Source organism: Desulfovibrio intestinivivus (assembly GCF_053570665.1).
Map to the genome: position 1 here is coordinate 622501 of NZ_JBRBQT010000001.1, position 12233 is coordinate 634733.

15 protein-coding genes and 1 pseudogene (1 of these 16 running past the window's edge) are annotated in these 12233 nt (G+C 59.6%); 7 read left to right on the forward strand and 9 right to left on the reverse strand.

Annotated features, from left to right (window positions below):
- Nucleotides 1–623, reverse strand: partial view of a LysM peptidoglycan-binding domain-containing protein gene (locus ACUZ9P_RS02680; protein ID WP_449248553.1) — the 5' end (the start) only. The gene continues 1060 nt to the left of window position 1, outside the view; 623 of the gene's 1683 nt are visible here — the first part of the coding sequence; the start codon lies at nucleotides 621–623; its stop codon lies beyond the left edge, outside the window.
- 271 nt (nucleotides 624–894) lie between these two features.
- Between ACUZ9P_RS02680 and ACUZ9P_RS02685 the strand changes: the two genes are divergently transcribed.
- Complete coding sequence (locus ACUZ9P_RS02685; RefSeq protein WP_449248554.1) at nucleotides 895–1707, forward strand: TrmH family RNA methyltransferase; 813 nt, start codon at nucleotides 895–897, stop codon at nucleotides 1705–1707.
- Nucleotides 1708–2114: 407 nt separating this feature from the next.
- Here ACUZ9P_RS02685 and fliQ read toward each other — a convergent pair.
- The 7 genes and pseudogenes from fliQ to era form a co-directional block, all read right to left on the reverse strand.
- Nucleotides 2115–2383 (reverse strand): annotated as a pseudogene (gene fliQ / locus ACUZ9P_RS02690) (flagellar biosynthesis protein FliQ).
- A gap of 83 nt (nucleotides 2384–2466) precedes the next feature.
- Nucleotides 2467–3264 (reverse strand): flagellar type III secretion system pore protein FliP, encoded by a 798-nt coding sequence (fliP, locus tag ACUZ9P_RS02695; protein WP_449248555.1) that lies wholly within the window; start codon nucleotides 3262–3264, stop codon nucleotides 2467–2469.
- Complete coding sequence (fliO, locus tag ACUZ9P_RS02700; protein ID WP_449248556.1) at nucleotides 3197–3790, reverse strand: flagellar biosynthetic protein FliO; 594 nt, start codon at nucleotides 3788–3790, stop codon at nucleotides 3197–3199. Before fliO ends, fliP begins: the two co-directional genes overlap by 68 nt.
- Nucleotides 3783–4367 carry a flagellar motor switch protein FliN gene (gene fliN / locus ACUZ9P_RS02705; RefSeq protein ID WP_308584671.1) on the reverse strand — a complete coding sequence of 195 codons (585 nt, stop codon included), beginning with the start codon at nucleotides 4365–4367 and terminating at the stop codon, nucleotides 3783–3785. The genes fliO and fliN overlap by 8 nt, the downstream gene beginning before the upstream one ends.
- A gap of 160 nt (nucleotides 4368–4527) precedes the next feature.
- Entirely contained in the window at nucleotides 4528–5184 is a 657-nt protein-coding gene (locus tag ACUZ9P_RS02710) for a flagellar basal body-associated FliL family protein (protein WP_449248557.1), read from the reverse strand.
- 92 nt (nucleotides 5185–5276) lie between these two features.
- Nucleotides 5277–6005, reverse strand: a complete 729-nt coding sequence (locus ACUZ9P_RS02715; protein WP_449248558.1) for a YggS family pyridoxal phosphate-dependent enzyme — start codon at nucleotides 6003–6005, stop codon at nucleotides 5277–5279.
- A gap of 2 nt (nucleotides 6006–6007) precedes the next feature.
- Nucleotides 6008–6931 (reverse strand): GTPase Era, encoded by a 924-nt coding sequence (gene era, locus ACUZ9P_RS02720; protein WP_449248559.1) that lies wholly within the window; start codon nucleotides 6929–6931, stop codon nucleotides 6008–6010.
- A gap of 457 nt (nucleotides 6932–7388) precedes the next feature.
- Here era and ACUZ9P_RS02725 point away from each other — a divergent pair, with 457 nt between their 5' ends.
- Both ACUZ9P_RS02725 and ACUZ9P_RS02730 read left to right on the forward strand, forming a co-directional pair.
- Nucleotides 7389–7907: a VUT family protein gene (locus tag ACUZ9P_RS02725; RefSeq protein ID WP_449248560.1), complete on the forward strand. Its 519-nt coding sequence runs from the start codon at nucleotides 7389–7391 to the stop codon at nucleotides 7905–7907.
- A 142-nt stretch (nucleotides 7908–8049) separates the two neighbouring features.
- On the forward strand, nucleotides 8050–8328 hold the full coding sequence (locus ACUZ9P_RS02730; protein ID WP_449248561.1) for a DUF5665 domain-containing protein: 279 nt from the start codon (nucleotides 8050–8052) through the stop codon (nucleotides 8326–8328).
- Between the two features lie 82 nt (nucleotides 8329–8410).
- Here the strand turns inward: ACUZ9P_RS02730 and tgt are convergent, their stop codons facing one another.
- Nucleotides 8411–9550: a tRNA guanosine(34) transglycosylase Tgt gene (gene tgt, locus ACUZ9P_RS02735; RefSeq protein WP_298995867.1), complete on the reverse strand. Its 1140-nt coding sequence runs from the start codon at nucleotides 9548–9550 to the stop codon at nucleotides 8411–8413.
- Nucleotides 9551–9866: 316 nt separating this feature from the next.
- Here tgt and alr point away from each other — a divergent pair, with 316 nt between their 5' ends.
- The 4 genes from alr to rplI all read left to right on the forward strand — a co-directional run bounded on the left by alr (nucleotide 9867) and on the right by rplI (nucleotide 12232).
- A complete protein-coding gene (gene alr / locus ACUZ9P_RS02740; protein WP_449248562.1) occupies nucleotides 9867–11003 on the forward strand; it encodes an alanine racemase in 1137 nt (378 codons plus the stop codon).
- Nucleotides 11004–11141: 138 nt separating this feature from the next.
- Nucleotides 11142–11450: a 30S ribosomal protein S6 gene (rpsF, locus tag ACUZ9P_RS02745; protein WP_298995871.1), complete on the forward strand. Its 309-nt coding sequence runs from the start codon at nucleotides 11142–11144 to the stop codon at nucleotides 11448–11450.
- A gap of 1 nt (nucleotide 11451) precedes the next feature.
- Nucleotides 11452–11715 carry a 30S ribosomal protein S18 gene (rpsR, locus tag ACUZ9P_RS02750; protein WP_022659828.1) on the forward strand — a complete coding sequence of 88 codons (264 nt, stop codon included), beginning with the start codon at nucleotides 11452–11454 and terminating at the stop codon, nucleotides 11713–11715.
- A 10-nt stretch (nucleotides 11716–11725) separates the two neighbouring features.
- Entirely contained in the window at nucleotides 11726–12232 is a 507-nt protein-coding gene (gene rplI, locus ACUZ9P_RS02755; RefSeq protein WP_298995874.1) for a 50S ribosomal protein L9, read from the forward strand.
- Nucleotide 12233: the final 1 nt, after the last annotated feature.

A 12233-nucleotide genomic window follows, 5' to 3' on the forward strand; every position in this document is an offset into this window, starting at 1 on the left:
AAAAAGTCACGCCCGCCCGTACCCTGCTTGGCGCGGCCAATCTTGCCTTCTCCGGCGTTATAGGCCGCGATGGCCGTGGGCCAGTCGCCAAAGTCGCCATAGAGTTTTTGCAGATAGTCCGCCGCTGCCTCGGTGGATTTGAAGGGATCAAGCCTCTCGTCCGTCCACCAGTCCTGATTCAGACCATACTTTTGCCCGGTATAGGGCATGAACTGCCATGCTCCGGCGGCCCCGGCAGGCGAGCGCACCTCGCTACGATAGCCGCTTTCCACAATGGCAAGATAGGCCAGATCTTCCGGCATGCCCCGAGAGCGGAACACGCGCTTGGCATAGGCAAGAAACTGCTCCGCCCTTTTTGATGATGCGCTCATGGTGGGGCGGCCCTTGCGCAAAAAGTATTTGTACTGGCGCGTTACGTCCGCCATAGCGCTTTCGGGGATGTTTTTGTCCACCTGCCCGGTAGTGTTGAGGGCGGCGGTTTCACTGGCAGTCAACGGCGGGGAAGTGTCTTCTTCCGGCACAGACATCGACAATCCCCCCCTGGGGTCGCTGTCCTGCCGTGAGGCGCAGCCTCCGGCAAGCAGCAGACAGCAGACAACAGCCAAAAAGCACAGTCTTGCCATTGCCGATCCGTTCCTGTTCGATGCTGCAACCATTGTTCCCTCCCCTTTTGCCGCCCCGGCTTGCCATCTGCCGGGAAGATGCGTACACAGCCGCCAAGGGCTGTCTGTTCCTTCCCCGTGCGCGATGCCACGGCATGGACTGCCAAAAGCCCACGCACGTGCGCAACCGCGCAGCATATCGCATAAATATTTCTAGCGGGTTCTTGCCCGCGCAATCATCTCCAATCACTCAGGCCGCACGGCGGCCAATGCACACAGCCCGGAGGCGCATATGCATAATGAAACTGAACAAGCCCCGCTGCTGCCGGGCCTCAAGCCTGTGCTGGAACTGCTTGCCAGCGAGCCCCAGCGCATCGACTGCGTCTTCTGCAAAAAAGGCCTGCGTGGCCCAGATGCGCAAGAGGTGCTGAACCTTTGCCGTCAGCACAACGTGCGCTTCAGCCTGGTAGACCAGGTGGCCCTTGACCGCCTTTGCCGTGGCGCTGGCGGTCAAGCTGCCCAAGGGCGTCAAGGCCGTGACGGCGTTTCCCATCAGGGCGTTGTGGCCCGTCTGGCCGCCACTGGCTTTACCGAACTTGCCGACCTGCTGGCCGCGGCGGGCGATGCCCCCCTGCCCCTCATTGTAGCCCTTGACCAGGTACAAGACCCCGGCAACGTAGGCACAATCTGCCGCACCCTGTATGCACTGGGCGGCGCGGGCATTATTCTGCCCCAGCACAACAGCGCCTACCTTGGCCCTGCAGCCCGCAGGGCCGCTGCGGGCGCACTGGAAAAACTGCCCGTGACCCGCGTTACCAACCTGGGCCACGCCCTGGACAGCGCCGAAGAAGCTGGCTTGACCATTTACGGCGCGGGCGGTGATGGCCCATCAAGCCTCAATGCCTTTGATGAACCCATGCAGTTGCCTGCCGTGCTGGTTCTGGGCAATGAGGACAAAGGCCTGCGGCCCGGCGTCGCCAAACGGTGCGCGCACATGCTGCGCATTCCGCTTGCCCGTACCTTTGACTCACTCAATGTGGCGCAAGCCGGTGCCGTACTGCTGGGCCTTGCCGCAGCACACAGGGCGAAAGATTCTGCATCGTAGGGCAATTTCTGCTCAGCAAATCCCAAAGCAAAAAGCACGCCAACATAACTGGCCATTTTTGCGCAGCTCAGACAAGCTCTTGACAGCATAAAAAAGGAAGTGCGGCCGCACTTCCTTTTTTATTGCAAACAAAATAAACCTAAACTTTCTCTAGATTTTTATTAGATAGATTTTATACATCACAAGCAGCGGATTAAACATGCAAGATACAGTTATACTACTGCCCATATCAGAATCGAAACATGCGAAGCAACAGGATCCGAACCGTTGGCGTGTCACGTCTGCGTAAGTTCGTAAACCATCCTTTGTTGGACGCAAAAAAACCCGCCCATGCCAGCACCGCGCAAGGATGCGCGGATGGCGGGGCGGGTTGTGCGCGCCGATAAGGGCGACCCGTGAGATAGTCTTTACCGGATATAAGTGGGGATATTGATGAATACGTCACGGGTAAAGGTAATCATGCGCTCCATGAGCCAGGGCAGGGCCAACAGCAGAGCTAGAAACATGCACACGATTTTGGGGATGAAGGTCAGCGTCATTTCCTGAATCTGGGTTGCCGCCTGAATAATGCTCACAACCACACCCACACCAAGGCCCACCCCAAGCATGGCAAGGACATCATCAAGCAAAGTTCAATGGCCTGCCGACCGAAGCCGATGACGAAATCTGGGGACATGGGTGACTCCTGAAAATTGACGGTGTACGAATCTTTCCAACCCTTAGGCAAAAACCGGGCCAACGTTGTGCGCGGCGCGCCGGTCAGAGCAGAAAGCTGTTCACCAACGAGCCGACCAGCAGATTCCAGCCGTCCACCATGACAAAGAGCAGTAGTTTGAAGGGCATGGACACCATCATGGGCGGCAGCATCATCATGCCCATGGCCAGCAGCACGCTGGAGATGACCATATCCAGCACCAGAAAAGGAATGTAGATGAGAAAACCGATGGTAAAGGCGGTTTTAAGCTCGCTGATGACATAGGCGGCGGCCAGCAGCATGGTGGGCACTTCCTCCTTGCTGCGCGGCGCTTCCATCTTGCTGATGGAGTAAAAGACAGAGAGATCTTTTTCGCGCGTATGCTTGAACATAAAGGTGCGCAAAGGGGCCTGCGCCCTGTCGAGCGCCACCTTGTAGTCGATCTGCTCGGCCAGATAGGGTTGCAGGGCGTTATCATTGATCTGCTTGCCCACGGGATACATGATGACCACCGTCATAAAAATGGCAAGGCTGGCAAGAATCTGGGTGGGGGGCAACTGCTGCACGCCCATGGCCTGCCGCAGAAAGCTGAACACAATGATGATGCGGGTAAAACTGGTGACCGTGAGCATGATGGCCGGGGCAACGGAAAGCACGGTGAGCAGGAAGAGAATTTCCAGCAGCACCGAGACCTTCTCCGGTGATTGCGCCCCACCGGCCAGGGTGAGCTGCATTGTGGGCATGGCCAGATCCTGAGCCGCAAGGGCCAGAACCGGCATGAGGAGGATGAAGAGGCTAGCTGCCGCCAGCGCCGCGACGGGCTTCTTCCATAATCTGTTTGAAATCGGCGTTCTCTGGCTCATGCTGTGCCTGCTCCTCTGTCAAAAGGGTAATCTGCTGGTCGGTGACGCCCAGCAGCAACCTTCTATTCAAGAAGCGTACCACCATCAAGCCTTTACGCGGCCCAAGCGGAAGCTGGGCCTCCATGACCAGGGCATCGCGCGGAAGCGACCCCGGACGCGGCAGAAAATTGAACTTGCCGAAACGGCGCGCCAGCCATACGGCCAGCCACAGCACGGCCACCAGCAAAAATAGAATGCCCACGGCCTGTATGTAGCTGCCCCACGAAAAGGACGACTGCCCAAGCGTTGAAGCCGGTTCCGCCAGCGAGGCAGCGGCCTGCTCCGTAGCAATGCCCACGCTTTGCGCGGCCTGCGCGGCCATGTCCAGCCCGCGCAGCATCTGCTCGGCTGCGGCAGCCACTGTCTGTTCCAGCCCCGGCGGCACCGCTGCCGCAGACCCGTGCGCGCCAGAAGTGACCACGCCGCGCACGGCGCTGCCCGAAAGGCCGCCTTCGGCGGCGGCCAGCAGTATGGGCAGGCTAGCCAAGCTGCTTCACCCTTTCAATGGGGCTGATGATGTCGGTAAGGCGTACGCCGAACTTTTCGTTGATGACCACGGCCTCGCCGCGCGCCACCAGCTTGCCGTTCACAAATACTTCCAGCGGTTCGCCAGCCAGCTTGTTCAGTTCCACCACAGAACCTTGACCAAGTTGCAGCAGTTCGTTGATAAGCAGACGGGTGCGCCCAAGCTCGGCAGACACATCCAGCGGAATATCCAGAATAAAATCCAGCTCCCGCTTGAGCTTGTTGTCCTTGGGCTGGCGGGCCATTTCCGTCATGTCCTGAAAATGGGCGTCTACCGGATGACCGCCAAGCCCTGCACCTGCACCGCCAAAGGAGGTCGGGCCTTTGTCTTCCTCATCCTGGGCCAGCGATTCAGCCCACTGAGCCGCCAGAGCTTCTTCATCCAAACCGCTGCCAGCCGCACCACCAGGCGCAGCATCAGCAGCAGGCGCAGCGGGTGCAGCGGGGGCAGCGGGGGCAGCAGGTTCTGCCGCATTGGCTTCATCTTCCAGTTGCGCGGCCCACTGGGCCGCCAAGGCTTCCTGATCTTCCTGCGACATACGTCACCTCATTCTCTATTCCAACATGCTCACCCGAAATTCGGGCGGCATCGCGGCAACGGCGCGCCCCGCAACGGGCATGGCTGCCAAAAGCCTCTATCTGAAACCGCGTCCGCACAAAATCAGCTGCCAGGGGCCGCCAGAGGCAGAGCTTCCCGCGCTATTCCACGACAAAATCGGTAAAGTATACGCGTATGACCCTTTGCGCGCCCAGAATCTGGTTCAGCCGCGCAGCCACCTCCGCCTTCAACAGCACCTTGCCGTCAGGCGTGGAGATATCGTTAAACGTCTTGCCCGCCAGCAGCATGATGATGGCATCGCGGATACGCGGATTGTTGGCCTGCAATGCAGCGGCAACGTCCGCATTGACCTCGACCTCCATCCCCAGCTTGAGATACCGCCGCCCCGAGGGGTCGGAAATGTTCACGGTTATGGGCGGCAGAGGCAAGACCTGCCCACCGCTGCGCGGCAGATCACCCTGCCGTTCAATGCGCCCGTCACCCGCGCCTCCCGCGCCGCCAGAACCGCCCGCCCCGGCATGACCGGATGCGCCGCCTGCGCCGCCAGAACCGCCTGCGCCTGTCTGGCCCGCCGCGCCCTTGCCTGCGGCATCCGCAGATGCAGCTTCAACAGGCGCAGAGCTTGCCGAAGACGGCGTGCGGATGAAAAACCACCAATAGCCGCCAATGCCAGCGCCGCTCAGCGTGATAAGCAAGATCGCCAAAATAATGACGATGCGCTTGGCCTTGGAGCCCTTTTTGGGGTTTTCAGCCTGCCCTTCCGGCAGGGCCTTTGATTCTTTTTCTTTGGCCGCCATACGTACTCCACCGCTATTGTGGGGTCATGGATGCGAACCGCTCAAGTCATTCCGGTCTGTACGGCATGTAGCAGACTTTGTGCCAAAGCTGTTCACACCTTGGCAGGACGCGGCCCGAAAATATCCGTACCTATGCGCACCATGGTGGCCCCTTCGGCCACCGCGCCTTCAAAGTCGCCGCTCATGCCCATGGAAAGCTCGGGCAGGGGCAGGCCAAGGCGGGTGCTCAAGGTGTCGCGCAATTCACGCAGCCTTGCAAAATAGGGCCGCGCTGCCTCGCCCGCGTCAAAAACCGGGGGCAGACACATGAGGCCCTGCACCTCAAGGTGCGGGCAATGCTCAAGAACATAATCGGCCAATTCCGGCAAATCTGCAGACATCACACCGGATTTTTGCGATTCGCCCCCAACATTTACTTCAAACAACACTGGCTGGCGCGCACCGCCCTCCGCCAGACGCCGTTCAAAGGCGTCCGCAAGTTTGCGGGAATCAAGGGTATGCACAAGATTGAAAGCCCCCGCCACCAGCGGAGCCTTGCGGCTTTGCACATGACCGATCATGTGCCAGCGAATCCCGGCGCACTGCGCTGCTGTGGCCGGGTCTGCGCTCAGGTCCTGCCTTTTCTGCAGGGCCTCCTGAACGTAATTTTCGCCAAAATCAATCTGCCCGGCGGCGGCCACCTGGGCCAGGGATTCCGCCGGATGCAGTTTTGAAACGGCAATAAGCCTCACGCTTTCGCGGGGGCGGCCAGCCGATGCGCAGGCCGCGTCAATGCGGTCGAGCACCCGCGCATAGCGTTCGAGCAACAAGGTATCGCCCATGACTACTCCGCCATCAGGCCCATCTCGCGCAGGAAGGCGGCGTCTTCAGTCCAGTGCTCGCGCACCTTGACCCAAAGCTCCAGATGCACCTTGCCGCCCACCAGATCCTGAATTTCCATGCGGGCCTCAGTGCCTATCTGCTTGATGGAAGCGCCCGCACGGCCAATAACCATGGCCTTGTGCATGGGCCGCCCCACGTAGATGACCGCGTGAATCACAGTCTGGCCGCGCTCTTCGTCTTCCTCCCAGCTTTCCACGTCCACAGCCACGGAATAAGGCACTTCCTGGCGCAGATGCAGGAACAGCTTTTCGCGCACGATTTCCGCAGTCATAAAGCGCATGGGGGCCGTGGAAATCTGGTCTTCGGGGAACTGGGCAGGAGCAACGGGCAGCTTGGAACGGATAAGTTTTGCCAGATCCGGCAGGCCGTCCCGGTTCAGGGCCGAGGTGGGGAAAATTTCCGCCTTGGGCCACATTTCGCTCAGACGGGTCAAAAGCGGCAGCATGCGACTTTTGTCCGAGAACAGATCAACCTTGTTGACCACCACAACCATGGGCCGGTCATCGTTGGAAAGCGCCCTGGACAGCGGCTCAAGGTCGCGTTCCAGAAATTCCGGATGGCGGATGTACAGGTGGGCGTCAAGCACGGGCATGATGACTTCGGCCTGGGCAAGGCTCTGCCACACGGCCTGGAGCATGGTTTTGCTCAGCCGACCGCGCACCTGGGCAAGGCCCGGCGTATCCATAAAAATAACCTGGGCTTTCTCGTCCGTAAGGATGCCCACAATCTGATTGCGCGTGGTCTGCGGCTTGGGGGTGACGATGGTCACCTTCTGGCCGAGCAAGGCGTTCAGCAGGGTGGATTTGCCCGCGTTGGGCGGCCCCATAAGCGCGACCCAGCCGCAACGATAGTTCTGATCCGACATTCTTTCTCCCGGCTGGAAACATCCAGCCTCTACCGCCGTAAACTTCGACGGAAATTTTCTGGCAATTTTGCAGGGCGCGGGCGCACTGGCACGACAAAGGCCGCCCTATGCGGGCTAACATCTCAAAGAAATTGCGCTTCCGCGTTCGGGCGGGCATGGATTTGCGCACCTGCCCGGCACACTCAGAGTAAACTTTACTCTAGAAACATACTATAACTGGCTTTCTGTCCCACATCCGCGCTTCGGGGTCAAGACGCGGAGCATTGCCCCGGCCCATCCTCCGGCCCAATACCGGACAGAGGCGGGGGGCAGACGTTGGCACAAAACAGGACGCAAAAATCGATCATGAGGCTGCCCTGCGTTTTCCCTGCCTCGGAACAGCCTATCATTATTATATTTCTGTCACGCCCCAAACGGCGGGACATTCCACAGCCACCGCTTGACTACAGGCGCGCCAATGCCTACTCTCCCGCCCATGTTCAGTCTATTTACCTATATTGCACTTATTGTGGGCGTTAACTTCGCCTTTTCTGTCACCCCGCTCATTCAGTTGCCCAATGGCGACATGTGGGCTCCCCTTTCGCTCATCGTCGGCTTTATTTTTGTGGTGCGCGATTACGCGCAGCGCCGTGTGGGGCATCATGTACTCTGGGGCATGCTGGTGGGTTGCGTGGTCAGCTGGTTCATGGCCAGCCCGCAGCTCGCGCTGGCAAGCGCCGCAGCCTTTGCCGTGGGCGAACTGGGCGACTGGGCGGTATACACTTTTACCCGCCGCCCCTTTTCACAGCGTATTCTCATTTCAAGCCTTGTGGGCGCGCCGCTGGACAGCATCGTGTTTCTGGGCATGATCGGCATTGCCACACCATGGTCTATCATTACCATGAGCCTGAGCAAGCTGGCAGGATCGCTGCTTGTTTTCTGGCTGGTACGCCGCCGCGAACAGCGCGAATGCGGGCTCGAGCACATTCAGGCATAGAGATTGACCCCGCAGGAGCATGCCTGAGCATCTGCCGCACAACACAGTTTAAACCCGTGATCGCTGGATCACGGGTTTTTTGTTATTTGGGGGCTTACCGTATAGACTCTGCCTCAAGCGACATTCCGCACGAGGGGGATCAATGGACAACAAACCTGAAGCCAGACAGACCGATGCCGAACTCCTGCTGCAACGTCTCGACAACGCGGGCCTCATGGAATACGTCCGGCTGTCGCAAAAAACCGGCAAAATACTCTGGCTCAACTTTCTGTCAGGCATTGCCAGAGGACTGGGTTTCAGCATTGGCGCATCGTTGGTGCTGGCCGTTCTCTACAAGATACTGGCCCGCATCATCAGCATGAACATCCCTTACCTTACAGAACTGCTGCAACAGATCATGAACATGACCAAGGGGGGCTGACTGGCTCTCACGCCTTCGTGCCCCCAAAAAAAGGAAGGAACAGTAACGCTCCCTCCCCTTTGTATGACTGCAATCGCCTGGGCTACGAACCAGCGGCGGCGCGGGCGGCTTCATCGGGATACAGGGCCGTGATTTTCGCCAGAAAATCCATATAGCGGCCTTCCACGATGGCCTGACGCGCGTTGCGCGCCAGATCGAGAAAATAGGTGAGGTTGTGCAGGGAATTGAGCCGGAAGGACAGCAGTTCCTGACTGGCATACAGATGGCGCAGATAGGCCCGAGAAAAATTGCGGCAGGCGTAGCAACGGCAGTTGGGATCAAGGGGGCCGTCGTCTTCAGCAAATTCGCGCCGCTTGATGTTGATCTTGCCAAGCGACGTGTAGAGCGTGCCGTTACGTGCATTGCGGGTGGGCAGCACGCAGTCGAACATGTCCACCCCGGCATGGATGCCCGTGGCAATGTCCAGCGGCGTCCCCACACCCATAAGGTAGCGCGGCTTTTCGCCGGGCAGCAGGGGCGCTGTGTGGTAGAGCAGATCATACATCTTGTCTTTCGGCTCGCCCACCGAAAGCCCGCCAATGGCAAAGCCGTCAAAATCCATGCTGCACAATTCGTTTACCGAGCGTTCGCGCAGGTCTTTGTAAAAACCGCCCTGCGTGATGCCAAACATCAGATTGTGCGCCGAACCGGGCGGATAGGCGTCCATGGCGCGCTTGGCCCAGCGCGTGGTCAGGGCCAGGGATTTCTCCGTATAGGCATAATCCGCGCCAAAGGGCACGCATTCGTCAAGCACCATCATGATGTCTGAATTCAGATTGCGCTGAATTTGCAGCACTTTTTCAGGCGTGAACAGATGCTTTGAGCCATCAAGGTGCGAGCGGAACTCCACGCCTTCCTCGCGGATCTTGCGCAGCGAGCTCAGGCTGAATACTTGAAAACCGCCGCTGTCCGTCAGGATGGAGCCAGGCCAGGAGGCGAACTTGTGCAGCCCCCCGCGCCTGTGCACAAGCTCATCGCCGGGGCGCAGATAAAGGTGATAGGTATTGCCCAGAATGATGGGCGCGCCAATGGCGGCCAGATCATCCGGGGCAAGAGCCTTGACGGATCCCACGGTTCCCACGGGCATAAAAATAGGCGTGGGGATAGTGCCGTGAGCCGTGCGCAGCACCCCGGCGCGGGCCGCGCCGTCGGTGTGTTCGATGGTAAATACGGATTGGGACATGCCGCGCAGAGTAGCCGCAAGCGCCGCACTGCGCAAGAGGGGAGCACGCCGCACCGTGAGCAGATATTCGCGGATTCCGGCTCAAAAAGTTAAGGTTTGCGGCAAAAGTGGCGCGGATGCAGCACGGCTAATTGTTGTGCCTCGGGGGCAATATTGTTAAGGTTGCTCCCTTTCATTAAAGGGTGTTGCGCGCAAGGGCCGGGGCCGTTGCGCCGGGGGGCCGCAAAGGACGGCGACCCTTCGCTGCCGCCATGCGCGGTGCGCGGACAAACCGCGCAGAATGTCCTTCAGCAAAGTTCAAATGAGGGAATTCCCTGTGAGCGATTGCACGTTTTCACCATCGCTGTGCCACATTGATCTGGCCGCCATCCGCCGCAATTTTGGCCGCATGGGCAAGGCTGAAAAGCTTATGCCGGTCATCAAGTCTGACGCCTACGGCCACGGCCTTGTACCTGTGGCGCGGGTTTTGTCTGATGCAGGCGCACGGCGCTTTGCCGTGGGAACCGTATCGGAAGGCATGGCCCTGCGCGAGGCTGGCCTGCGGCAAACCATTGTGCCGCTTCTGGGCGCGCTCACCGATGTGGAATGGCAGGGAGCGGCCATGCAGGGGCTGACCCCGGTGGTGGGCAACTTTGACCAGCTTGAACGCGCCGCCGCCCATTGCCACGCCGGGCGCATTCTGCGCGTTGCCATAAAGTGCGAAACCGGCATGGGCCGCCTTGGCTTTTCGCAGGAAGAACTGCCCCAGGCTATCGACCGTCTGCGCAATATCCCGGGCATCTCCCCGGCCATGGTCATATCGCACTTTTCCTGCGCCGATGTGCCGGAGCAGGAAGCCTATTCACAGGACCAGATCAAGCGCTTCACCGCCATGTCTGACGCGTTGCGTACGGCATTCCCCGACATTGAGCGCTCGCTCTGCAATACGGCTGGCACCATAGGCCGCCCCGAAGCGCATTTCGAGGTATGCCGCCCCGGCATTTCGCTCTACGGCGGCAATCCCTTTACGGGAACCTCATGGGAAGGCAAGGGTGCCGCGCTCGGTCTGGAATGGGCCATGAGCGTCAGCGCGCCCGTTATCGAGGTACGGCAGGTGACCGAGGGCCGCAGCGTGTCGTATGGCCGGCTGTTCACGGCGCAGAAGCCTGCTACCGTTGCGGTTGTTGCCATTGGCTACGCCACGGCCTTCAACCGCTCGCTCTCCACACATGCCGCCATGCTCATCAACGGACGGCGCGCCCCCCAGGTGGGCCGGGTGTGCATGGGCATGATCATGGCCGATGTCAGCGATTTGCCGCCCGTGCGCGTGGGCGACACCGCATGGCTTGTGGGCGGCCCCGCCGAGGCGGGACAAAAAGCGGTGACGCCGCAGGACATAGCGGATACGATGGGCACCATTTCCTACGAAGTGCTCTGCCTTTTTGGCGGCATGAACCCGCGCGTCTACGCATAGCCCACGGCATCCCCGGCAGTGCAGGCTTTCGGCCTTCTGAAAATTTCGGCTTGACAGGCCCATTTGCCGGAAGTATAAGACTCGTTCCTTGCTCGCGCCCCGTGTGGCGTGGGCTGCCAATCCAAAAGGAGAATACCAATGCGGAAATTTGAAACCCTGCTGCTCCTTTCCCCGGAGCTTTCCGCCGACAATCGCGAGGGCATCATCAACGCCCTTACCGCGATCATCGAGCGTGAGAAGGGCATCATGGTGGAAGTGGACAATTGGGGCATGCGCGACCTCGCCTACCCGGTTCGCAAACTGATGCGCGGCTTTTATGTGCGTCTGGTGTACCAGGCTCCTGCTGAGCTTATCGCAGAGCTGGAACGCAACATTCGCATCACCGACGGCATCTTCAAGTTTGTGACCGTCAAGCTGGCCGACGAAGTGGCCGGGGAGGTTGCCTAACATGGCTTTTAAAAAGAAATTTGCCCCGCGCCGCAAGTTCTGCCGCTTCTGCGCAGATAAAGATCTGCCCCTGGATTACAAGCGCGCCGACATCCTGCGCGACTTTATCACCGAGCGCGGCAAGATCATTGCCCGCCGCATCACCGGCACCTGCGCACATCACCAGCGCCTGCTGACCCGCGAAATCAAGCGCGCCCGCCAGATGGCCCTGCTCATCTACACCGCGACGCACGATTCCGGCGTCAAGAAAAAGAGCACCATTTAAGGAGGCGCACATGAAACTGATACTTCGCGCCGACGTTGAAAATCTCGGCAGCCTTGGCGATGTGGTTGAAGTGAAAGCTGGTTATGGCCGCAATTTCCTGCTCCCGCAGGGTCTGGCCATGGTCGCTTCACCTTCCAACCTCAAAAGCTTTGAACAGGAACGCAAAAAGCTTCAGGCCCGCATGGATGCCGTGCGCGCTGACGCCCAGTCCCTCCAGGCCCGCCTGGAAGCCCTGGAAGTTGTTATCCCCATGCACGTGGGCGACAACGACAAGCTTTACGGCTCCGTCACCACCACCATCATCGGCGATGCTCTTACCGCCCTTGGTGTGGAAGTTGACCGCCGTCGTATCCTTATGGATGCCCCCATCCGTACCCTTGGTGAACATCCCGTTCGCGTGCGCCTGCACGCCAGCGTGATCGCCGTGGTGCCGGTGAAGGTCATCTCCGACCATCAGCCCATCGAAGAAGAACCCGCACCTGCTGCGCCCGCTGAAGAAGCCGAGGCAGCCCAGTAGG